Origin of the sequence: Paraburkholderia sp. Ac-20347 (assembly GCF_017104805.1) — a bacterium.
Classification (GTDB): domain Bacteria; phylum Pseudomonadota; class Gammaproteobacteria; order Burkholderiales; family Burkholderiaceae; genus Paraburkholderia; species Paraburkholderia tropica.
The window spans coordinates 1-21,455 of sequence record NZ_JAAGPN010000033.1 but is presented as its reverse complement, the minus strand read 5'-3'; the positions used below and the strand labels follow the sequence as shown (position 1 = coordinate 21,455).

At 65.2% G+C, this 21,455-nt stretch carries 23 protein-coding genes, 1 other RNA gene and 1 pseudogene; 12 read left to right on the top strand and 13 right to left on the bottom strand.

Going from position 1 to position 21,455, the window contains the following annotated elements:
* Positions 1 to 66 precede the first annotated feature (66 nt).
* Positions 67 to 1,008, bottom strand: coding sequence for a CysB family HTH-type transcriptional regulator (locus tag G3N97_RS09530; protein ID WP_065057310.1), 942 nt, complete (start codon positions 1,006 to 1,008; stop codon positions 67 to 69).
* 224 nt (positions 1,009 to 1,232) lie between these two features.
* Here G3N97_RS09530 and G3N97_RS09525 point away from each other — a divergent pair, with 224 nt between their 5' ends.
* The 6 genes from G3N97_RS09525 to cobA all read left to right on the top strand — a co-directional run bounded on the left by G3N97_RS09525 (position 1,233) and on the right by cobA (position 7,532).
* Positions 1,233 to 2,912, top strand: coding sequence for a nitrite/sulfite reductase (locus G3N97_RS09525; RefSeq protein ID WP_205992981.1), 1,680 nt, complete (start codon positions 1,233 to 1,235; stop codon positions 2,910 to 2,912).
* A 29-nt stretch (positions 2,913 to 2,941) separates the two neighbouring features.
* A complete protein-coding gene (locus G3N97_RS09520) occupies positions 2,942 to 3,484 on the top strand; it encodes a DUF934 domain-containing protein (RefSeq protein WP_205992980.1) in 543 nt (180 codons plus the stop codon).
* Complete coding sequence (locus tag G3N97_RS09515; protein ID WP_065057313.1) at positions 3,481 to 4,245, top strand: phosphoadenylyl-sulfate reductase; 765 nt, start codon at positions 3,481 to 3,483, stop codon at positions 4,243 to 4,245. Before G3N97_RS09520 ends, G3N97_RS09515 begins: the two co-directional genes overlap by 4 nt.
* Positions 4,246 to 4,359: 114 nt before the next feature.
* Positions 4,360 to 5,322 carry a sulfate adenylyltransferase subunit CysD gene (gene cysD, locus G3N97_RS09510; RefSeq protein WP_065057314.1) on the top strand — a complete coding sequence of 321 codons (963 nt, stop codon included), beginning with the start codon at positions 4,360 to 4,362 and terminating at the stop codon, positions 5,320 to 5,322.
* A gap of 25 nt (positions 5,323 to 5,347) precedes the next feature.
* Positions 5,348 to 6,664: a GTP-binding protein gene (locus G3N97_RS09505; protein WP_065057315.1), complete on the top strand. Its 1,317-nt coding sequence runs from the start codon at positions 5,348 to 5,350 to the stop codon at positions 6,662 to 6,664.
* Positions 6,665 to 6,767: 103 nt separating this feature from the next.
* The gene (gene cobA, locus G3N97_RS09500; RefSeq protein ID WP_065057316.1) at positions 6,768 to 7,532 is read left to right on the top strand and encodes a uroporphyrinogen-III C-methyltransferase; all 765 of its coding nucleotides are present in this window, start codon (positions 6,768 to 6,770) and stop codon (positions 7,530 to 7,532) included.
* Positions 7,533 to 7,634: 102 nt separating this feature from the next.
* On the opposite strand, the gene G3N97_RS09495 is transcribed toward cobA, so the two are convergent.
* Genes G3N97_RS09495 through lptF form a run of 3 tightly spaced genes read right to left on the bottom strand, consistent with a single transcriptional unit; the run spans position 7,635 to position 10,332 of the window.
* Entirely contained in the window at positions 7,635 to 8,051 is a 417-nt protein-coding gene (locus G3N97_RS09495; RefSeq protein WP_205992979.1) for a CbiX/SirB N-terminal domain-containing protein, read from the bottom strand.
* A 28-nt stretch (positions 8,052 to 8,079) separates the two neighbouring features.
* Positions 8,080 to 9,228, bottom strand: coding sequence for an LPS export ABC transporter permease LptG (lptG, locus tag G3N97_RS09490; protein WP_176080464.1), 1,149 nt, complete (start codon positions 9,226 to 9,228; stop codon positions 8,080 to 8,082).
* A 3-nt stretch (positions 9,229 to 9,231) separates the two neighbouring features.
* Positions 9,232 to 10,332, bottom strand: a complete 1,101-nt coding sequence (gene lptF / locus G3N97_RS09485; protein WP_205992978.1) for an LPS export ABC transporter permease LptF — start codon at positions 10,330 to 10,332, stop codon at positions 9,232 to 9,234.
* Between the two features lie 134 nt (positions 10,333 to 10,466).
* Between lptF and G3N97_RS09480 the strand changes: the two genes are divergently transcribed.
* From G3N97_RS09480 to G3N97_RS09470, 3 genes are all read left to right on the top strand, one after another.
* A complete protein-coding gene (locus tag G3N97_RS09480) occupies positions 10,467 to 11,978 on the top strand; it encodes a leucyl aminopeptidase (RefSeq protein ID WP_205992977.1) in 1,512 nt (503 codons plus the stop codon).
* Positions 11,979 to 12,039: 61 nt separating this feature from the next.
* A complete protein-coding gene (locus tag G3N97_RS09475; RefSeq protein ID WP_065057321.1) occupies positions 12,040 to 12,456 on the top strand; it encodes a DNA polymerase III subunit chi in 417 nt (138 codons plus the stop codon).
* A gap of 41 nt (positions 12,457 to 12,497) precedes the next feature.
* The gene (locus G3N97_RS09470) at positions 12,498 to 13,145 is read left to right on the top strand and encodes a DUF2486 family protein (protein ID WP_205992976.1); all 648 of its coding nucleotides are present in this window, start codon (positions 12,498 to 12,500) and stop codon (positions 13,143 to 13,145) included.
* 119 nt (positions 13,146 to 13,264) lie between these two features.
* Here the strand turns inward: G3N97_RS09470 and G3N97_RS09465 are convergent, their stop codons facing one another.
* Together G3N97_RS09465 and ilvD are read right to left on the bottom strand one after the other, a co-directional pair.
* Positions 13,265 to 13,648, bottom strand: coding sequence for a c-type cytochrome (locus tag G3N97_RS09465; RefSeq protein WP_205992975.1), 384 nt, complete (start codon positions 13,646 to 13,648; stop codon positions 13,265 to 13,267).
* 201 nt (positions 13,649 to 13,849) lie between these two features.
* A complete protein-coding gene (gene ilvD / locus G3N97_RS09460; RefSeq protein ID WP_205992974.1) occupies positions 13,850 to 15,523 on the bottom strand; it encodes a dihydroxy-acid dehydratase in 1,674 nt (557 codons plus the stop codon).
* Positions 15,524 to 15,661: 138 nt separating this feature from the next.
* On the opposite strand from ilvD, the gene G3N97_RS09455 reads away from it, so the two are divergent.
* Positions 15,662 to 16,633 (top strand): LysR family transcriptional regulator, encoded by a 972-nt coding sequence (locus tag G3N97_RS09455; protein WP_205992973.1) that lies wholly within the window; start codon positions 15,662 to 15,664, stop codon positions 16,631 to 16,633.
* Between the two features lie 33 nt (positions 16,634 to 16,666).
* On the opposite strand, the gene G3N97_RS09450 is transcribed toward G3N97_RS09455, so the two are convergent.
* Entirely contained in the window at positions 16,667 to 16,849 is a 183-nt protein-coding gene (locus G3N97_RS09450; protein WP_124261103.1) for a hypothetical protein, read from the bottom strand.
* Between G3N97_RS09450 and lgt the strand changes: the two genes are divergently transcribed.
* On the top strand, positions 16,842 to 17,765 hold the full coding sequence (gene lgt / locus G3N97_RS09445) for a prolipoprotein diacylglyceryl transferase (protein WP_205992972.1): 924 nt from the start codon (positions 16,842 to 16,844) through the stop codon (positions 17,763 to 17,765). The two genes, G3N97_RS09450 and lgt, sit on opposite strands and share 8 nt — an antisense overlap.
* Before the next feature lie 105 nt (positions 17,766 to 17,870).
* On the opposite strand, the gene G3N97_RS09440 is transcribed toward lgt, so the two are convergent.
* From G3N97_RS09440 to G3N97_RS09420, 5 genes are all read right to left on the bottom strand, one after another.
* Positions 17,871 to 18,599 (bottom strand): SIMPL domain-containing protein, encoded by a 729-nt coding sequence (locus G3N97_RS09440; protein WP_205992971.1) that lies wholly within the window; start codon positions 18,597 to 18,599, stop codon positions 17,871 to 17,873.
* Positions 18,600 to 18,857: 258 nt separating this feature from the next.
* A complete protein-coding gene (locus tag G3N97_RS09435; RefSeq protein WP_065057379.1) occupies positions 18,858 to 19,316 on the bottom strand; it encodes an EVE domain-containing protein in 459 nt (152 codons plus the stop codon).
* Between the two features lie 68 nt (positions 19,317 to 19,384).
* A non-coding RNA gene (gene ssrS / locus G3N97_RS09430) (6S RNA) lies at positions 19,385 to 19,565 on the bottom strand.
* Between the two features lie 114 nt (positions 19,566 to 19,679).
* Complete coding sequence (locus tag G3N97_RS09425) at positions 19,680 to 19,994, bottom strand: cell division protein ZapA (protein WP_065057327.1); 315 nt, start codon at positions 19,992 to 19,994, stop codon at positions 19,680 to 19,682.
* Complete coding sequence (locus tag G3N97_RS09420; RefSeq protein ID WP_176080467.1) at positions 19,991 to 20,341, bottom strand: ATPase; 351 nt, start codon at positions 20,339 to 20,341, stop codon at positions 19,991 to 19,993. Before G3N97_RS09420 ends, G3N97_RS09425 begins: the two co-directional genes overlap by 4 nt.
* 548 nt (positions 20,342 to 20,889) lie before the next feature.
* On the opposite strand from G3N97_RS09420, the gene G3N97_RS09415 reads away from it, so the two are divergent.
* Complete coding sequence (locus G3N97_RS09415; RefSeq protein ID WP_205993004.1) at positions 20,890 to 21,303, top strand: hypothetical protein; 414 nt, start codon at positions 20,890 to 20,892, stop codon at positions 21,301 to 21,303.
* A 6-nt stretch (positions 21,304 to 21,309) separates the two neighbouring features.
* On the opposite strand, the pseudogene G3N97_RS40145 reads toward G3N97_RS09415, so the two are convergent.
* A pseudogene (locus G3N97_RS40145) lies at positions 21,310 to 21,411 on the bottom strand (hypothetical protein); the annotation flags it as partial.
* Positions 21,412 to 21,455 lie beyond the last annotated feature (44 nt).

Below are 21,455 nucleotides of genomic sequence, written 5' to 3'. Positions count from 1 at the left end.
GCGCGCTTGAACCCGGCACGCGCCGTCCGCTTACAGTTCGCATTACAGCGCGCATTACAGCGCGTATTACAGCTCGTAAGTCTCGTGCTCGCCCTTGAGCGCCTGTTCGATCAGCTTGCGGTTCAGGCTTGGCGAAAGCAGCTCGACGAGCGTGTACACATAACTGCGCAGATACGCGCCCTGCTTGAGCGCCACGCGCGTCACGTTGCTGCCGAACAGATGCCCCACCGGCACGGCGCGCAGATGGCGGTCGCGTTCGGCGTTGAAGGCGATATCGGCCATGATCCCCACGCCGAGGCCCAGTTCCACGTAGGTCTTGATCACGTCCGCGTCGATGGCTTCGAGCACGATATCGGGCGAGAGTCCGCGCAGGCGGAACGCCTCGTTGATCTTGGTGCGGCCCGCGAACGCGTTGTCGTAGGTAATCAGCGGAAATTGGGCCAGATCGTCAAGCGAGAGCGGCTTGCGCTCCAGCAGCGGATGATCGGGTAGCATCACGGCCACGTGATGCCAGGTGAAGCAGGGCAGCGAGACCAGTTCCTTGTAGTTGGAGATGGCCTCGGTGGCGATCGCCAGATCGGCCTGGTCGTGCAGCACCATTTCGGCGACCTGGGTCGGGCTGCCTTGCAGAATCGAAAGGTGGACCTTGGGGAAGCGCCGCTTGAACTCGGCGATGGCGGCCGGCAGCGAGTAGCGCGCCTGCGTATGCGTGGCCGCGATCACCAGATTGCCTTGATCCTGGGCCGCATAGTCCTTACCTACGCGCTTGAGGCTCTCCACTTCCTGAAGGATGCGCTCCACGGAGGCGAGGATGATGCGGCCGGGTTCCGTGAGCGAGCGCACGCGCTTGCCGTGGCGTGTGAAGATTTCGACCCCTAATTCATCCTCGAGCTCGATGATCGCCTTCGAGACACCGGGCTGACTGGTATACAGGGCCTTCGCGGCTTCCGTGAGGTTGAAATTCTGGCGCACGGCCTCGCGTACGAAGCGGAACTGGTGCAGGTTCATATATAACCCCTTGGCATATCAACCTGATTTTTGAATCGTTTGAAATATAAGGCGAGTTTATTACCATTTCCCCAACTTTTCCAATATGGATATCTGTTTTGGTCATTAGCAAATGACCGGCGAGTTGAAGGCGCCGGTCGGGCTGGAACAGAAATAGCGAAGTCGAAGTCGGAGAACGCGGCGTAACCGGAACGCCGCGATTGATACAACCCTGGGGTCCCCGAATGTACCAATACGATCAGTACGACCAGACCATCGTCGACGAGCGCGTCGCGCAATACAGCGACCAGGTTCGCCGCCGCCTGTCGGGCGAATTGAGCGAAGAAGAGTTCCGTCCGCTGCGTCTGCAGAACGGCCTGTATTACCAGCGCCATGCCTACATGCATCGCATCGCGATTCCTTACGGCAATCTGCGCAGCGACCAGATGCGCATGCTCGGCACCATCGCGCGCGAGCACGACCGCGGTTACGGCCACTTCTCGACGCGCTCGAACATCCAGTACAACTGGATCAAGCTCGAAGAGACGCCCGAAATCCTGCGCAAGCTCGCGTCGGTCCAGATGCACGGCATCCAGACCTCGGGTAACTGCATCCGCAATATCACCGCCGACCAGTTCGCGGGCGTTGCGCCCGACGAAGTCATCGATCCGCGCCCGTGGGCCGAGATCATGCGTCAGTGGTCGACGTTCCACCCCGAATTCGCGTGGCTGCCGCGCAAGTTCAAGATCGCCGTCTCGGGTTCGAAGGAAGACCGCGCCGCCGTGCAGATCCACGATCTGGGCGTCTACCTCGACCGCAACGAGCAGGGCGAAGTCGTCGCGAGCATTCTCGCGGGCGGCGGCCTCGGCCGTACGCCGATCATCGGCGCGATCATCAAGCGCGACCTGCCGTGGCAGCATCTGCTGACCTACTGCGAAGCCGTGCTGCGCGTGTACAACCGCTATGGCCGCCGCGACAACATCTACAAGGCGCGTATCAAGATTCTCGTGAAGGCGCTCTCGCCCGAGAAGTTCGCGCAGCAAGTGGAAGAAGAGTGGCAGCACCTGAAGGACGGCCCGTCGACGATCACGCAGGCCGAAGTGGACCGCGTGTCGCAATACTTCGCGCCGCCGGCCTACGAAAAGCTGACCGACACCGACACCTCCTACGAAAAGCATCTGCTCGAAAACCGCGCGTTCGCGCGCTGGGTCGACCGCAACGTGCGTCCGCACCGCGTGCCGGGCTACGCTTCGGTCACGCTCTCGCTCAAGCCGCAGGGCATCGCCCCGGGCGACGCGACCGACGTGCAGATGGAAGCCGTGGCCGACTGGGCCGACGCTTACTCGTTCGGCCAGGTGCGCGTCTCGCACGAGCAGAACCTGATTCTCGCGGACGTGAAGAAGCAGGACCTGTTCGCGCTGTGGGAAAAGGCCAAGGCAGTCGGTTTCGCGACGGCCAACGTCGGCCTGCTGACCGACATCATCGCGTGCCCGGGCGGCGACTTCTGCTCGCTCGCGAACGCCAAGTCGCTGCCGATCGCCGAAGCGATCCAGCAGCGTTTCAGCGACCTCGATTTCGTCTACGACCTCGGCGACGTCTCGCTCAATATCTCGGGCTGCATGAACTCGTGCGGTCACCACCACGTCGGCAACATCGGCATTCTGGGCGTCGATAAGGACGGCTCCGAGTGGTACCAGGTGTCGCTCGGCGGCGAGCAGGGCAACGGCGCCTACGGCGCACGCCTTGGCCGCGTGATCGGCCCGTCGTTCTCGGCGGAAGAAATGCCCGACGTGATGCAGAAGGTGATCGACACGTTCGTCGAACTGCGCATCGACGGCGAGCGTTTCATCGACACCTACGACCGCCTCGGCATCGCGCCCTTCAAGGAGCGCGTGTACGCCTCGCGCCAGACGGCGCACGCCTGAGCCGCACGCAACGAATCGAGAGTTAAGCAATGGCATTGATCATCAAGAACCGCGAGATCGTCGAAGACAACTGGCAGGTCGTGCGTGCCGCCGAAGACGGCGCGCTGCCCGACGTGGCCGCGCTGCCGGCCGGCAAGGTGCTGGTCCCGTTCGCGTACTGGCAGGCCAACCGCGACGCGCTGGCCGCGCGCGGCAAGGACGAACTGGGCGTGTGGCTCGCGCCGGACAGCGAACCGGCTGACGTGGTCGCCGACTTCGACAAGATCGCGCTGATCGCAATCGACTTCCCGGTGTTCCGCGACGGCCGCGGCTATTCGATCGCGCGTCTGTTGCGCGAGCGTTATGGCTACAAGGGCGAGATTCGCGCGATCGGCGACGTGCTGCGCGACCAGCTGCGCTTCTACGAGCGCTGCGGCTTCGACGCCTACGCGCTGCGCGCCGACAAGGACATCCACGACGCGCTGAAGGCGTTCACGGAATTCACGGTGCAGTACCAGGGCGCGTTCGACGAACCGTCGCCGCTGTTCCGCCGCCGTGCGGCACAAGCCGCCGAATCGGGCGCGGCAGCATGAGCACCGCCCCTACCGCAGCCAGCGAGATCACGGCTGACCTGCAGGCGAAGATCGAGCGGCTCGATGCGCTGCTCGATTCGATCGCCGCGCGTCACGCCGACGTCAAGCTAGCCAGCAGCCTCGCCGCCGAAGACATGCTGCTCACGCACGCGATCCTGTCGCGCGGCGTGAAGATCGGCATCTTCTCGCTGAACACGGGCCGCCTGCACGCCGAAACGCTCGGCATGCTCGACGCGGTGCGCGAGCGCTACGGCTACGCGATCGAGCAGTTCCATCCGCAGCAGGACGCGGTGGACGAATATGTCGCACAGCACGGCCTGAACGCGTTCTACGAGAGCGTCGATCTGCGCAAGCGCTGCTGCGAGATCCGCAAGGTCGAGCCGCTCAACCGCGCGCTGTCGGGCGTGTCGGCGTGGGTCACGGGCCAGCGCCGCGAGCAGTCGGTCACGCGCGCCGAGCTGCACGAGGAAGAACGCGACGAAGCGCGCAACATCGACAAGTTCAATCCGCTCGCGGACTGGACCGAAGCCGATGTCTGGGATTACCTGCGCGCCTTCGCGGTGCCGGTGAACCCGCTGCATGCGCGCGGCTACCCGAGCATCGGCTGCGAACCCTGCACGCGTGCGATCCGTCCCGGCGAAGACAGCCGCGCGGGCCGCTGGTGGTGGGAGTCGCGCGACACGAAGGAATGCGGGCTGCACATCACGTCGGTGTCCGCGATTCCGGTGGTGGCGGTGTCGCCGATCGGCCAGGCGAGCTAAGATTGAAGTTTTCGCGCCGCTTTCGACGTTTTAACGAACGCCGAACGGCAGCGAAGTCGAATACAGAGTAACGCGCCCGATGCAAAGGGCGCGATCAGACGAAGGATTCCGAACATGAGCACGACGCTCGATTCCGCAGTGAACGCCCCGCTTCAGGTGACGGCGAACCGCATGGACCATCTCGACTGGCTCGAAGCCGAGTCGATTCACATCCTGCGCGAGCTGGTCGCCGAATGCAGCAAGCCGGCGCTGCTGTTCTCGGGCGGCAAGGATTCGGTCGTCGTGCTGGCGCTCGCCCTCAAGGCGTTCGGTCTCGGCGCGAACCGCAAGACCTCGCTGCCGTTCCCGCTCGTTCACATCGACACGGGCCACAACTACGAGGAAGTGATCGACTTCCGCGATCGCCGCGCGGCTGAAATCGGCGCGGAACTCGTGGTCGGTCACGTCGAAGATTCGATCAAGAAGGGCACCGTGCGCCTGCGCCGCGAAACCGATTCGCGCAACGCCGCACAAGCGGTCACGCTCCTCGAAACCATCGAGCAATACGGTTACACCGCGATGATCGGCGGCGCGCGCCGCGACGAAGAGAAGGCCCGCGCGAAGGAGCGCATCTTCTCGTTCCGCGACGAATTCGGCCAGTGGGACCCGAAGGCGCAGCGCCCGGAACTCTGGAGCCTGTACAACGCGCGTCTGCACAACGGCGAACACCTGCGCGTGTTCCCGATCTCGAACTGGACCGAGCTCGACGTGTGGCAATACATCGAGCGCGAAAAGCTCGAACTGCCGTCGATCTACTACGCGCACCAGCGCGAGATCGTGCGCCGCAACGGCCTGCTCGTGCCGGTCACGCCGCTCACGCCGATGAAAGAAGGCGAAGTCAGCGAAATGGCGCAGGTGCGTTTCCGCACCGTGGGCGACATCAGCTGCACGTGCCCGGTGGCGAGCGATGCCGACAACGTCGAGAAGATCATCGCCGAAACGGCCGTGACCGAAATCACGGAACGCGGCGCGACGCGCATGGACGACCAGGCGTCGGAAGCCGCGATGGAACAGCGCAAGAAGCAAGGTTATTTCTAAAGAGCACGCAGAGGAAGAATTGAACATGGTTACGACGCATCAACCTGAAGACCTCGGCGTGCTGCGCTTCATCACGGCGGGCAGCGTGGACGACGGCAAGAGCACGCTGATCGGCCGCCTGCTGTACGACAGCAAGGCAGTCCTTTCGGATCAACTCTCGGCGCTTTCGCGCGCCAAGAACAAGCGCACGGTCGGCGACGAAATCGACCTGTCGCTGCTCACGGACGGCCTCGAAGCCGAGCGCGAGCAGGGCATCACGATCGACGTGGCGTATCGCTACTTCGCCACGGCCAAGCGCAAGTTCATCATCGCCGATACGCCGGGCCACGAGCAGTACACGCGCAACATGGTCACGGGCGCCTCGACGGCGCACGCCGCGATCATCCTGATCGACCCCACGCGCGTGACGGTCGAGAATGGCGTGACGCAACTGCTGCCGCAAACGAAGCGCCATAGCGCGATCGTCAAGCTGCTCGGTCTGCAACACGTGATCGTCGCGATCAACAAGATGGATCTGGTCGATTACAGCGAAGCGACTTTCAACCTGATCCGCGAAGCCTACGTCGAACTCGCGCGCCAGCTCGGCCTCGAAGACGTGCGTTTCGTGCCGGTGTCGGCGCTCAAGGGCGACAACATCGTCGGCGCGAGCGAGCGCATGCCGTGGTACGCGGGCGAAGCGCTGCTCGACGTGCTCGAGCAACTGCCGGTCGCGCAGGCAACGGGCGAAGCGCTGCGCTTCCCGGTGCAGTGGGTCGCGCGCCAGGACGGTTCGAGCGCCGACGACTTCCGCGGCTACATGGGCCGTATCGAAGCGGGCGAAGTGAAGCTCGGCGACGCCATCACGGTGCTACCGGCGGGCCGCGCGGCCACGGTCGCGGAAATCATCGCGCCGGTGCCGGGCGGCACGGCACAGGTCGACCGCGCGTTCGCGGGCCAGACCGTCACGATCCGTCTCGCGGAAGACGTCGATGTCTCGCGCGGCGACACCTTCGTGCCGGCCGGCGACGACACGCAACCGGCGAAGAAGCTCGAAGCGGACCTCTGCTGGTTCGACGAAGAGCCGCTCTCGCCGCAGCGCAAGTACCTGCTCAAGCAGACCACCAGCACGGTGTTCGCGAAGATCGGCGCGATCAAGGAAGTGCTCGACGTGCATACGCTTTCGCACGCCGTCGACCGTCACGACCTGGCGATGAACGACATCGGCCGCGTCTCGCTCACGCTGCAAAAGCCGCTCGTCGCGGACCTGTATGATGTGCATCCGGGCACCGGCGCGTTCGTCCTGATCGACGAAGCCACGCACCACACGGTGGCCGCGGGCATGATCCGCGCCGTCGCCGCCTGAGGCCGCAGCGCGCTGCGCCCGCGCCATCCACGTCATGTGGCGGCGCGCGGCGGAGCGCCGGGCATGCGCGTGTCGAGCGTGCGGTATGGGAGTCTTCTAGCAAATGGGTAAGGTCTATCTGATCGGCGCCGGTCCGGGCGCCGCGGATCTCATTACGGTGCGCGGCGCGCGTCTGCTCGGGCAGGCGCAGGTCGTCCTGCACGACGCGCTCGTCGAACCGGCGATGCTCGAGTACGCGCCGGCCGATGCGAAGTTCATCGCGGTCGGCAAGCGTTGCGGGCAACGCTCGACGGCGCAGCACTTCATCAACAAGCAGCTCGTCGATGCCGCGCTGGAACACGACGTGGTCGTGCGCCTGAAGGGCGGCGACCCGATGCTGTTCGGTCGCGCCGACGAAGAAATGCGCGCGCTCGAAGCGGCGGGCATCGAGTACGAAATCGTGCCGGGCATCACGGCGGCGCTCGCGAGCGCGGCCACGCTGCAACGCTCGCTCACGCTGCGCGGCGTGTCGCGCAGCGTCGCGCTCGCGACGTATTCGCGCGCGGCGGGCAGCGAGGAAATCCGCGAACACGTGAACGCCGATTCGCTGGTGTTCTATATGGGCCGCGACAGCGCGCCCGAGATCGCGCGTCAGCTGATCGAAGCGGGCCGCGCGGGCGAGACGCCGGTGGCGATCGTCGAGGCGTGCAGCACCGCGCGCGAGCGAACGCTGACACTCACGCTGGCGGCGCTGCAGGCGGGCGAGGCGCAGGACTGGCTCGACGCCGCGCAGCCGAGCCTGCTGATGATCGGCGAAGCGTTTCGTGCGCGCGCCGCGCAGGAAGACGCCTCGCAGGACGAACAGGATCCGCGCCGCGCCGCTGCGTAAAGTATAAAAAAACGGGGGTTGTGCGTAGTACGAGCACGAAAGCAGAAAGGGAAAGGGCCGCTGAGAAGCGGCCCTTTTCTTTTGCGCGGTTGCGCGACGGATTCAGGCGTCGTCAGGCGACGCGTGCTGCGATGCGTGAGTCAGGCAATAGCCGACGATGGCGTCGAGCACCGCATCGTCTTCGCCGACGGCGGTGGCGCAGCGGATCTGCACGTCGGGATGGTCGGCCTGACATTGCGCGATGAGCGCGGGCAGATCGCGGCGAATATGGCCGCCCTGGCCGAAGAACACCGGCACCACGGTGATGACCGTGCAGCCTTGCGCGGCCTGCGCGGCGATGGCGTCGGGCAGGCTCGGTTCCATGAGTTCGAGGAAGGCGAGGGCGACCGGGCCGGCGTCGTTGTCAGCGGTGTCGTGAGTGCGCGCCGCCGCGAGTTTCGCGGCGAGGCGCGTGAACGGCTCTTTCCAGCGCGCGTCGCGCGCGCCGTGGCCGAAGAGAATCATGCCGTGCGTGCTCATCGTCGATTCTCCGTGATCTACGTGGCCGCTAGTGCCGGTCGACCCACTTCAGCCCGATCAAGCCGAGCGCGAGATAGATCAGCGCGGGTGTGGCCGCCGTGAGCGGCGCGGGCCAGCTACTCAGATTGCCGATGTGCGAGAACAGCGTGTTGACGAGCTGGAAGCTCATGCCGAGCATGATGCCGCCGAACACCTTCACGCCGACCACGCCCGCACGCGTATGCAGATACGCGAACGGCAGCGACAGCACCAGCATCACGAACACCGCGAACGGGTAGAGCAGCTTGCGCCAGAGCGCGATTTCGTAGCGCTGCGTGTCCTGATGGTTTTCCTGCAAATGCTGGATGTAGCGGAACAGGTTGAACATCGACATGCGATCCGGCGACACCAGCAGCACCGAGAGAATCTGCGGCGTCAGTTCCGAGCGCAGCGAGTATTCGGGCAGCGCGGTCTGACTTGCGCGATAGACGGGCGCGAGCGCGTCGGTCGGCTGGTTCGGCGGCGGCGGCACGCTGACCAGTTCGGTGTCGGTCACGTCCTTGAGCAGCCAGTGGCCCGGCGGCTGGTACGTGCCGCTCTTCGCGATGCGCACGTTCGAGAGCTTGAACTGTTTGTCGAATTCGTAGATGCGCACGTCGGTGATGGTGGCGTCCGGCTGCAGCTTGCCGACGTTCACGAAACGCGTGACCTGCTCGCCGTCGAGGCGCGCCGTGAGCGTGTCCTTGACCCACACGCCTGACTGGAAATTCGTCGACACGGCCGAACCCAGCGCTTCGAGACGCACGCGTTCGGAAAGCTGGTCGGTGTACGGACCGACGACTTCGCCGATCAGATAGGTCAGCAGCACGAGCGGCACGCCGATCTTCAGCAGCGAGCGCAGCGCCTGGCCGGTCGCGAGACCCGAGACGCGGAAAATCGTGAATTCCGAGCTGGCCGCCATCTGCGCGAACACGTAGATCGCGCTGATCAGCGCCGCGACGGGAATGATTTCATAGAGCCGCGAGGGCGCCTGCAAGCCGACGCGCAGCACCGCGTAGCCGAACTTGTAGTTGCCGTGGCCGACCGAGTTCAGTTCGTTGATCAGGTCGAAGAAGAAGAACAGACCCGAGAAGGCGAACAGGATAAACACGAACGTCAGGTAGACCTGGCGCGCGAAGTATTTCTCGTAAATGCGCATCGGTCAGTTCCCCTGCGACGCGCGGCGGAACATCGCGCGTGTAAAGAGCGGCCGGTTGCGCACGCGCAGCCAGAAAATAAACACGACGAGCGCCAGCACGATCACGTGCAGCACGACGAGCCCGAGGCCGAACGACATCTTTCCTTGTTCGATCTGCGACTGGATGACGTTGAGCAGATTCGAATACGTGAGGTAGATCAGGACGGCCATCACGAGGTTGATCGTGCGGCTGCGGCGCGGATTCTGATACGCAAGCGGGATCGCCAGCAGCATCAGATTGATCGCGATCAGCGGCAGGCCCGCGCGCCAGGCGAATTCGCCGAGATTGTCGTCGGTGGGCTGGCGCAGCAGGTCGGGCGTGGAGGTCGAGCTGGCCGACGGCGTGTTCACGACCGGCTGGCTCTGGATCTTGACGCCGTAGCGCTGGAATTCGGAAATGCGGAAGTCGGGATGGCCCGGCTCGCCGTCGTAGCGGCGGCCGTTTTCGAGCACCACGAAGCGGTCGCCGTTCTTCTCGGTTTCCGTGTGACCGGTCTTCGAGACGATGACGTTGACCTTGCCGTTCTCCGTGCTCGTGACGAACACGTTCTCCACGCGCGCCTGGTCGGGGCTCATGGACTCGATGAAGAACACGCGGTGCGTGGTGGGCGATTCGCGGAACTGGCCCGGCGCGAGCAGCGAGACCTCGTCGCGCTGCTGGAAGCGCGCACGAATGAGCTTGCTCTGCGCGTTCGACCACGGCCAGCCGATAAAGGCGAAAAACACGATCAGCAGGATGATCGGCGTGGAAAACACGGCGATCGGCTTGATCAGGCGCGTGAGGCTCACCCCGGAGGCGAGCCAGACGACCATTTCGGAATCCTTGTACCAGCGCGTGAGGACGAACAGGATCGACACGAAGAGCGTGACGATGAGCATCACGGCGAGATAGCCGATCACGGTCAGGCCGATCAGGACCAGCACATCGCGCGGGTCGATCTGGCCCGAAGCCGCGAAACCGACGATGCGGATCATCATCGTCGTCAGCATGATCGTGAGCAGAACCATGAACACAGCGCCAGCCGTGTACGCGAGTTCGCGCTGCAGGGAACGTTCGAAGATCATTCTAGATGGGCAGGGCGGGCGGCTCGGACCAGGCGCCGCGCCTTTCGCGCAACCGCCGAGGAGCCGCCGCGGGAAAAATAGCGGATAATTGCGGCTTTCATCCTAAGCCCTGATTTTATCCGAGGACAAGCGCGATGGACTTTAGCATAAAAGCCTGTGATTGGAGCAAAGGCGGGGAAGGCCCCTTCCTGACCGGCAAGTCGGATTGCGTCGTGGTGGGTGTCTTCGAGGCCCAAACCCTCTCGGGCGCGGCATTCGCGCTCAATGCGGCGCTCGGCGGCACGATCGCCCGCGTCGTCAAGGCTGGCGATATCGACGGCAAACCCGGTTCCACGCTGTTCCTGCCCGAAGTGACGGGCATCGGCGCGTCGCGCGTGCTGCTCGTCGGTCTCGGCAAGCAGGATGCGTTCGGCCAGAAAGCCTATAACGATGCCGCCCGTGCGGCATGGCGCGCGATCCTCGGCACGCGTATCGCCCAGGTGACCTTCACGCTCGCGCAGTTGCCCATCAAGGAGCGCACGAGCGACTGGGGCGTGCGCGCCGCGATCCAGGTCCTGCGCACCGAGACCTACCGCTTCACGCAGATGAAGAGCAAGCCCGACGTCACGCAGCGCGCGCTCAAGCGCGCGGTGTTCAGCGTCGACGCCGCCGACGAGAAGGTGGCGAAGGTCGCCGCGAAGCAGGCCGTGGCGCTCGCCAACGGCATGGACCTCACGCGCGACCTCGGCAACCTGCCGGGCAACGTCTGCACGCCCACCTATCTGGCCGCCACCGCGAAGAAGCTCGCGCGCGACTGGAAGCTAAAGGTCGAAGTGCTGGGCCAGCGTCAGATCGAAGCGCTCAAGATGGGTTCGTTTCTTTCTGTAACAAAGGGCTCGGTCGAGCCGCCGCAGTTCATCGTGCTGCATTACCAGGGCGCCAGCGCGAAGTCCGCGCCGATCGTGCTGGTCGGCAAGGGCGTCACGTTCGACACCGGCGGCATTTCGCTCAAGCCCGGCGAGGGCATGGACGAGATGAAGTACGACATGTGCGGCGCGGGCTCGGTGCTCGGCACGATCCGCGCGGTCGCCGAAATGGGCCTGAAGCTCAATGTGATCGGCATCATCCCGGCCTGCGAGAACATGCCTGCGGGCAATGCCACCAAGCCGGGCGACATCGTCACGACGATGGCGGGCCTCACGGTCGAAGTGCTCAACACCGACGCTGAAGGCCGCCTGATCCTGTGCGACGCGCTCACCTACGCCGAACGCTTCAAGCCGGCTGCGGTGATCGACATCGCCACGCTCACGGGCGCGTGCATCATCGCGCTCGGCCATCACAACAGCGGCCTGTTCTCGAAGGACGACGCGCTCGCGGGCGAACTGCTCGACGCGTCGCGCGAAGCCTCGGACCCGGCCTGGCGTCTGCCGCTCGACGACGAGTATCAGGATCAGCTCAAGTCGAATTTCGCCGATCTGGCCAATATCGGCGGGCGTCCGGCGGGCAGCGTGACGGCGGCGTGCTTCCTGTCGCGCTTCACCGAAGCGTATCCGTGGGCGCACCTCGACATCGCGGGCACCGCATGGAAGAGCGGCGCGGCGAAGGGCGCAACGGGCCGTCCGGTGCCGCTGCTGGCGCAATTCCTGATCGATCGCGCCGCGCAGTGATGCAGGTGTTGCAAATCATGTTGCAAAGCGGGGCAGGCATGAAAATAGCGGCGGGGCGGGCATGACGCGCATCGACTTTCATACGAATGTCGGCGACTCGCTGCTGTACGCATGCCGTCTCGTGCGCAAGGCGTATCAGGCGGGCCAGCAGGCGGTCGTGCTGGCCGAGCCTGGGCGCCTGCGCGCTTTCGACGAGATGTTGTGGACGTTCTCGCCGCTCGACTTCGTGCCGCATTGCATGGCCGACAGCGCGCACGCGGCCGAGACGCCCATCGTGCTGGCCACGGACCTCGAGCGCGCGCCGCATCATCGCGTGCTGCTCAATCTCGGCGCCGAGGTGCCGCCGCAGTTCGCCCGCTTCGAGCGCCTGCTCGAAGTGATCGGCGATGCGCCCGAGGAACTCGCGTCCGGGCGCGAGCGCTACCGCTTCTATCGCGATCGCGGCTATGCGCTGAATAACTACAAGCAGGGCAGTTGACGCGCCTCGCCTTGCTTGACCGACTTTCGAAGGAGGCGATCATGCCCGATCTCCACGACGTCGACGAGGCGCCGATTCCCATGCTGGACGAGGTGCTGGTCAACGGCAACCTGCTGCGTGCGCGTTCGCCGTTCGAGCGCGCCGAGTCGCCACAGGGCGAGGCCGCGGCAGCGGCCGTTCATGTTCAGGCGGGTGAAGCCGGTCACGGCGAGCACGCGGAATTGAGCGGCGATGCCGGCCACGGTAGCCGCCTCGATCACATCGATCACGACGATCTGCCCGAGCTGGTCGATCGCTTCGAACCGCTCGTGCCGGCGACGCCAGCCAGCGCGGCGGCCGCGCTCGCAGCCGCGAACGCCGTGCCGGAGCCGCAGTTGTCGGCGCAAACTTCGGCCGAGCCGCCCGCGCAATCCGCCGCTTACGAACCCGAAGGTCTCTTCGCCCACGACGCCGATGCGCTCGTCGAGCGTCTGCGCGGACGCGCGCTGAGCTGGCTCACCGGCGAAGGGCGCGGCGTGATCGAGGCGCGTTGCAGTGCTGCCATGCAGGAGCACGCGCACTGGATCGTCGGACAGGTGTCGCGCGAGATCGGTCTCGCGCTCGAAACGGAACTGAAGGGCTGGGTGAAGGCCGCGGTGCGCGAGGAGCTCGCCGCGCGCGCCGGACATGGCGGCTCGCACAAAGCCTGAGCGGCGCGCGTTCTTCGCGCTCGCTGAATCCTTGATTGTTTTCGCTGCGGCGCGTCACGACTTGTGCGCGCCGCACGCGTCTTCATGGCACGCGTCTTTCGAACGCGTGCGTTACCCCATCATTTCAGCGTGAGAATCCAGCCGGCGAGCGTGGCCGCCTGGCCGGGGCTCAGCTGCGTGTTGGCGGGCATGGGCACGACGCCCCAGACGCCGCTGCTGCCTTCCGCGATCTTGTGGGCGAGATAGCTTTGCGCTTCCGGCTTGCCCGCGTACTTCGTGGCGACGTCGCGCAGGGCGGGACCCATGAAGGTGCGCGTGACCGAGTGACAGCTCATGCAGTTCTGCTGCTGGGCGAGGGCGAGTCCGCCGGGTGAGCTTTGCACCTGCGTCTGCACCTGCGTTTGTGCCTGTGCTTGTGCGTGCGACGCGGCGAGGAGAAACGTGAGCGTGAGCGCGGCGGCGAGCGTCGCTGTCTTGTTCTTCGCTTGCGACTTCTGTTTCATGCTGGTCTCCGCCAGCGTAGGCGCCGGCTGTGTCGACGCATTATAAGAGCAAAGGGCGCGCGGATTTTCCGCGCGCCCTTTGCCGGGTTGCCGCCTGTGTTATCGCGCGCGCATTGCCGTGTGCATTGCTGCGAGTATTGCGTCTGGCGCGCGTCGTCCCGATTCCTGCCTGTCCGGCCGCAAGCCGCCCTCAGCCCGCCCTCAGCCCGTCACGGCGCCCTTGTTCGCGGGCCGAGCGAGCGCCGCGAACTTCGCGAGCACGCCGCGCGTATAACGCGGCGCGGGCTGCTTCCACGCGGCGCGGCGTCGCGCGAGTTCGGCGTCGTCGATGTTCAGTTGCAGCAACAGCTGGTGCGCGTCGATGGTGATCGAATCGCCTTCCTGCACGAGCGCGATCGTGCCGCCCTCGAACGCCTCGGGCGCGACGTGCCCGACCACCATGCCCCACGTGCCGCCCGAGAAGCGACCGTCGGTGATGAGCCCGACCGTTTCGCCGAGCCCCTTGCCGATGATCGCCGACGTCGGCGCGAGCATCTCCGGCATGCCGGGCCCGCCCTTCGGCCCGAGGTAGCGCAGCACGACCACGTCGCCGGCCTGGATCTTGTCGGCGAGGATCGCGTCCATCGCGCTCTGCTCGTCGTCGAACACGCGCGCCGGGCCGGTGATCACCGGATTCTTCAGCCCCGTGATCTTGGCGACCGCGCCGTCGGTCGCGAGATTGCCCTTGAGAATCGCGAGGTGGCCTTCCTTGTAGAGCGCCTGGTCGATCGGATAAATCACCTTCTGGTCGGCGCGCGGCTGCGACGGCACGTCCTTGAGTTCTTCCGCGATCGTGCGGCCCGTGATGGTCATGCAGTCGCCGTTGAGCAGACCCGCGTCGAGCAGCAGCTTGAGCACCTGCGGAATGCCGCCCGCCGCGTGCAGATCGGTGGCCACGTACTGGCCCGAGGGCTTGAGGTCGCAGATGACCGGCACCTTCTTGCGCATGCGCTCGAAGTCGTCGATGGTCCAGTCGATTTCGGCGGCATGCGCGATGGCCAGATAGTGCAGCACGGCGTTGGTCGAGCCGCCCGTTGCCATGATCAGCGCCACGGCGTTTTCGATCGACGCCTTCGTGATGATGTCGCGCGGCTTGAGGTCTTTCTTGACCGCTTCGACGAGCACGCGCGCCGACTCCGCCGCCGAATCCACCTTCTCCTGATCGGGATTCGCCATCGTCGACGAATAGAGCAGCGACATGCCGAGCGCCTCGAACGACGAGCTCATCGTGTTGGCCGTGTACATGCCGCCGCAGGAGCCGGTCGACGGACACGCGTTCTGTTCGACGCCCTCGAAATCCTCCTCGCTCATGCGGCCCGCCGTGAATTCGCCGACGGCCTCGAACGCCGAGACGATCGTCAGGTCCTTGCCCTTCCAGTGGCCCGGCCGGATCGTGCCGCCGTACACGTAGATGCCCGGCACGTTGATGCGCGCGAGCGCGATCATGCCGCCCGGCATGTTCTTGTCGCAGCCGCCGATCACGACCACGCCGTCCATCCACTGGCCCTGCACGCAGGTTTCGATGCAGTCGGCGATCACCTCGCGCGAGACGAGCGAGTACTTCATGCCTTCGGTGCCCATCGACATGCCGTCGGAAATGGTCGGCGTGCCGAAGGTCTGGGCGTTGGCGTCGGCGTCCTTGAGCGCGCCCACGGCGGCGTCGGCGAGCCGTTGCAGGCCCGCGTTGCAGGGCGTGATGGTCGAATGGCCGTTGGCGACGCCGATCATCGGCTTGTCGAAGTCGGCCTTCTCGTAGCCGAGCGCGTAAAACATCGAACGGTTCGGCGAGCGCGCGACGCCTTGCGTGATGTGCTTCGAACGACGGTTGTATGCCATGGGGACGCTCCGTGTCTCGATTTCGATTGTTGTGGGGATGAGGGGACGTGCGTGTCAGGATGGTGTGTCGCGAGCGCAATGTCCAATATATTATTCGTGGCTTATTGAGTCGAAAAACATATCAATGGAGCGGTCACGATGAGTCTCGCGAGTCCCGATCTGCGCCAGTTGCGCTATTTCGTGGCGGTGGCGGAGGAGCAGCATTTCGGCCGCGCCGCCGCGCGCCTGTCGATGACGCAGCCGCCGCTCTCGCAAGCGATCCGCGCGCTGGAGGAGGCGCTCGGCGTGGAGCTGTTCGCGCGCACGCGCCGCTCGGTCGAGCTGACGGCCGTGGGCGCCGATCTGCTGCCGGAAGTGCGGCGCATTCTGGCTTCGGCGGATGCGTTGCGCCCGCTCGCGCAGAGTCTCGCGCGCGGCGAGGCGGGCGTGCTGGCGCTGGCTTTCGTCTCGACCGCCGATTACGGCCTGCTGCCGCTTTTGCTGCGCGACTTCGGCGCGCGCTATCCGCGCGTGCGGCTGCAACTGGCCGAAGCGACCAGCGACGTGCAGGTGGACGAACTGGTGGCGGGGCGCATCGACGCGGGCCTCGTGATTGCGCCCGTGCCGCCGCGCCACGCGGCGCAGCTCGCGTATCTGCCGGTCGCGCGCGAGCCGCTGGTGATCGCGATGCCGGCGGCGCTCTCGGCGCAACTCGGCGGCGCGGATGTCGAACCGGACGCCGACGACGGCTGGTGCGCCGCGCCCGTGAACCTGCGCGATTTCGCCGACGTGCCGCTCGTCGTGTTTCCGCGCCATCTGGCCCCCGGTTTTCACGACACGATCATGGACTGCTACGGCGCGGCCGGTCTCGCGCCGCGTGTAGGCCAGGAGGCAATCCAGATGCAGACGATCGTGAGCCTCGTCTCGGCAGGCATGGGCGTGGCGCTGGTGCCGCAGTCGCTGCGCCATCTGCGGCGCACGGGCGTGGTCTACCGGCCGCTCGCGCAGGCCGTGCCGACGATCGAAACCGGCCTCGTCTGGCGCGTGGAGGAGGTGAGTCCGGTGCTGGCGGCTTTCATCGAGATCGTGCGCGCGCATGCGGCGACGGTGAACGCGCAGCCGCACGCGTGAAGTCCGGGCGGCCGACGCGTGTGCACGGCGGCTTCATCTCTGTCCCTTAAAATCGCGGATCAGCACGATCAGCGAGAAATGTGCATTTTGGCTCGCGCGCCCCGGCGTCGGCGATAATGTCACCCCTCGGCGCCGCGTAACGTGCAACCCGCGTGGCGTATCTTGCAACCCGCTTTCAAGCTCACCGCCGACAAGAATCCACTTCACGATGCTCATCCATCCGAATTTCGACCCCGTCGCCATCCATCTGGGGCCGCTCGCCGTGCGCTGGTACGGCCTCATGTATCTCGTCGGCTTTATTCTCGCGATCGTGATCGGCCGTCTGCGCCTGCGTCTGCCGTATGTGGCCGCGCAGGGCTGGACCGCCAAGGACATCGACGACATGCTGTTCTACGGCGTGCTCGGCACGATCCTCGGCGGGCGTCTCGGCTACGTGCTGTTCTACAAGGCGAGCTGGTACTTCGCGCATCCGCTCGACATCTTCAAGGTGTGGGAAGGCGGCATGTCTTTCCACGGCGGTTTCCTCGGCGTGACCTTCGCGATGATCCTGTTCGCGTGGCAGCGCGGCCGCACGTGGCTGCAGGTCACCGACTTCGTCGCGCCGATGGTGCCGACGGGTCTCGCCGCCGGGCGTCTCGGCAACTTCATCAACGGCGAGCTGTGGGGCCGCGTGACCTCGCCGGATTCGCCCTGGGCGATGATGTTCCCGGGCGCCGCGAACGACGACGCCGCGTGGCTGCAAATGCATCCCGCGCTGGCCGCGAAGTGGCATCTGAACGAAGTGTTCGCGCAATATCACCTGCTGCCGCGCCATCCGTCCGAGCTGTACGAGATCGCGCTCGAAGGCATCGCGCTGTTCTTCGTGCTGATCCTGTTCTCGCGCAAGCAGCGTCCCGTGGGCGCGATTTCGGCGATGTTCCTGATCGGCTACGGCCTCGCGCGTTTCACGGTGGAATTCGCGCGCGAACCCGACGACTTCCTCGGCCTGCTCGCACTCGGTCTGTCGATGGGCCAATGGCTTTCGCTGCCGATGATCATCGCGGGCGTGCTGCTGATGATCTGGGCGTATCGCCGCGCGAAGCGGACCAACGGTGCGAACGGCACGCAGCAGACGGCCGCCGCGAAAAGCTGAGGCGCACGACGCTCACGCTGAAGTCCCATGAAAAAAGCCACGGTGTTTGCCGTGGCTTTTTTGTTTTGCAGCGCGTTCAAGCGTGCTCTCGCACGCGCTGTCGCGTTACTTCATCTGCACCGAACCCGAAACGTTGACCGTCACGGTGGACGTGCCGCCTTCGAGCGGCATGGGCGCCATCTTCGCGTCGGCGCTGGCGGCGCGCGCGCTCATCATCATCATCGGACGCGGCGGCACGCCGGAGTGCCCCACGTTGACGTCGCGGATCGCATAGCCGCTGTAGCCGAACGCGCGCGCATTCGCGGACGCCTGATCGCGGAACGACGCGATCGCCTCGCTCGACAGCTTCTGTTCGGCGGCGCGCTGCGCTTCGGGCGAGAGCGAGAACGCCACGTTGCCGACCTGCATGACCGACGAGATATCGCCCGCGAGTTTCGACGCGGCCGCGAAGTTGCGCGATTCGAGCACGACCTCGGTGCGGCCGCGCCAGGCGGAGATGCGGCCGTCGCGGTCGGTCGACGGATAGATCGAGAACTGGCCCGAGCGCGCGGTCACGCCGTCGACGCCCTTGGCTTTTTGCAGCGCCGAATCGGCGCGCTGATTGAGCGTGCTGGTCAGCGACGCGGGATCGCTCGCTTCCTGCTCATAGAACAACGTAATCGTGACGACGTCCTGCGGCACCTCGGCGCTCGCCTGGGCCGACAGCGAGAGCACGCCCGAGGGCTGATAGCGCGCATCGCTCTGCGCGAAGGCGGCGCTGGGCGCGAGCGTCAAGGCGAGCGGAGTCGCAGCGGAAAGGGCGGCGGCGAGCGTGACGGCGGTTCTTTTCTTCATTGTGGCTCCTTGCAGAACGAATGCGCCGGCGGGTCGTTGCAGCACGTGGCAGCGCTGCACATCGCGCGACTGCCTGGACTGACGCGTACCGGCACGAGCGCATGATTGTGCTGAACTTCGCGCACGCGTGTCGGCTGCCTGTACGAAGGCACGGTCTGCTGCGTTGCGGCCGGCGTGTTCGTTAGGCGATGCGCCGCACGCGGGGTTCCCGCACGCAGGCGGTTTTGCACAGTTTGAAGATCGAGCGCCTGAATCAGGCTACATCAGCCGCTTCGTGATGAAATCCCACTCGGCGCGCGTGACCGGCGTGATCGAAAGACGATTGCCTTTGGCGAGCACGCGCATCTCGGCAAGCTCGTCGTGCTCGCGCAGCGTGGCGAGCGGAATCAGCGCGCACTTCTTCTTGAACACGACGTCGACGAGCATCCAGCGCGGCGTTTCCTGCGTGGATTTCGCGTCGTAGTAAGGGCTTTTCGGATCGAACTGGGTGGGATCGGGATACGCGGTGGACGACACTTGCGCGAGTCCCGCGATGCCGGGTTCGGGACAGCTCGAATGATAGAAGAGCACGCCGTCGCCGATCTGCATGGTGTCGCGCATGAAATTGCGCGCCTGATAATTGCGCACGCCGGTCCAGGGCAGCGAGTGCTGCGGCGCGTTGGCGAGATCGTCGATGCTCGCTTCGTCGGGTTCGGACTTCATCAGCCAGTAGCGCATGACGTGAAGATCGATTTGTAGACCGCAAAAGGAAAACGGCATCGGACGAGTGTCCGATGCCGTTCGAATAGGTCCCCGCCTTAGCCGCTAGGCCGGCATCCTGAACCTGAGGTTCAGAATTGGTCGCAGTTAGCAGCACTTCGGGTACATCAGACAAGTGACGCGCACACCCGTGCTACAAATTTCCGCAACCGTGCACATGGCATTGGTTCAAGGAATATATGACCTTGGCGAACCAGGCAGGGAAGCTGAACTGATTGCAACTGCCGTTGATGACAACCACAGCTGCTTAAACCTGTTTGGAAACGTATTCACTTCCTACGTTTCGATGAGACCATTTTAACGCATTATGCAGCGGCGGTTTTATTGCACGCCATATTGCTGGATCACTGCGCCAAGCTGATCGTTCATTTGGCGCATTGTACGACGGATTTCTTCGGCTGGGAATGCTTCTCCGTGACGCACGCTGGTCTGCAAACGCAGCAGTTCCGAGGCGAGCGAGAGCGCCGCCATGACGGCGATGCGATCCTGGCCGCGCACGTTGCTGTGATTGCGGATCTTCGACATTTCCGCGTCCACGCGTGCCACTGCTTCGAGCAGCGCGCCTTCGGTTTCAGGCGAACAGGCGAGGCGATAGCTCTGGCCGAGAATGGTCGCTTCGATCTGTTTGGTCGTCATGCATTTTCTCCGTGGCGAGCGGCGTTGTCGTCGTCGGCGCTTTGCTGCGGTTCGAGCAGGTCGAGCTGACTGTCGCGGTCGGCGCCGGCGCGTGCGCGCGGCAGCTTTTCGAGGATCGCGTTCAGGCGCACCTGTGCATCGTCGATCTTCGCCGACAGCCCGTCGCGTTCGGCTTGCAGCGCGTTACGCTCTTCGCGCACCTGTTCGAGTTCCGTGCGCGTGGCTTCGCATTGCGCTTGAAGTTGTGCGAGTTGCTCTTCGAGCGCCACGCGTGCTTCGTGATGGCGCTGATTGATCTCGATCAGCCGCCCGATGTTTTGTGAGAGTGTTTCGAGTTCGTTGAGCATGTGCTGCGTCCTCTAAAGACAGGCATTCTAGCGCGGATTGTGGCGTATTCCGATAATTGCGTCGTTTCCAGACGTAACAGCCCTGCTTCGTGCCTGTATCTTGCGTTTTTTAACGGTTGGCGTGTTGCGTGCCGTGCTGCGGGAACATATTTTGCCGAGCGTTGTCGGATGCGCGCTCACGCTCGATCGCCACGTTTACGGCAATAATCGCGCTTTCTTGACGCTTGATTCGCGCAGTCTCAGTACTTTTTTTGCGCGTCGTTTTGTGGTGCGGTTTGCGTACTGCTCTGCGTCGTGCTTTGCGTTGTTTTGCGGCTGTCCGATGAATCGTGCAGCGCGTCACGCGAAAGAGGGCGCGAAGTGCCGCGAGCGAGCCGCCGCGCGAACCGCATTTCAGATGGGGAATCGGCGGCCAAACGCGTGGCGCGCGTTATAACATCTCGACATCTCGATTTTGCGACGCGCAACGATGGACACGCACGCGCCCGCAGCCACACTCCAGCCACGTCCGAGCCACGCCGAACCCAGCATGCGAACCGCCAGTCCCGATGAACCGCGCCACGCGCGCGAGCGCTCGACGCACGCGTCGGGCGTTCGCGTCGCGCCGCCGCGTCGCGGCATGCACGCGCGCCGCGCGGCGGCGATCTGGTGCGTGCTCGCGCTCGCGGCAGTCGCGGTGTTCGGCGTCGCTGCTGATCGGCAGCGTGCCGGTGTCGTTCGCACAGGCGCTGCATGCGCTGATGCCTTCGACGTCGCTTCATACAGTTGCCGCGAACGCGGCCACCGACGACATGACCACCGAAATCGTCCGCACGTTGCGCGTGCCGCGCGCGCTCGGCGGCTTCGCGGGCGGGCCGCTGCTCGCGCGCTGGGGGGCGCTGGGGCGGGGGCGGGGAGCGCGGGGCCGGGAGGGCCGGATGACGCACGAGCGGTGCGCCGACCGCCGTGCCTTCGCCGGGTAGCAGCGAGAACACGCCGTCCGGCGGGCCGGTTTCGCGTGCGGCGCGGGCGAGCGCCTGCGCGACGAGTGCCGACTTGCCGAGGTGCGGAGGATGGGCCGTGACGATCACGGGGCAACCGGCGGCCGGCGCCGGCGCCGTGGCGCCGCCCGCCC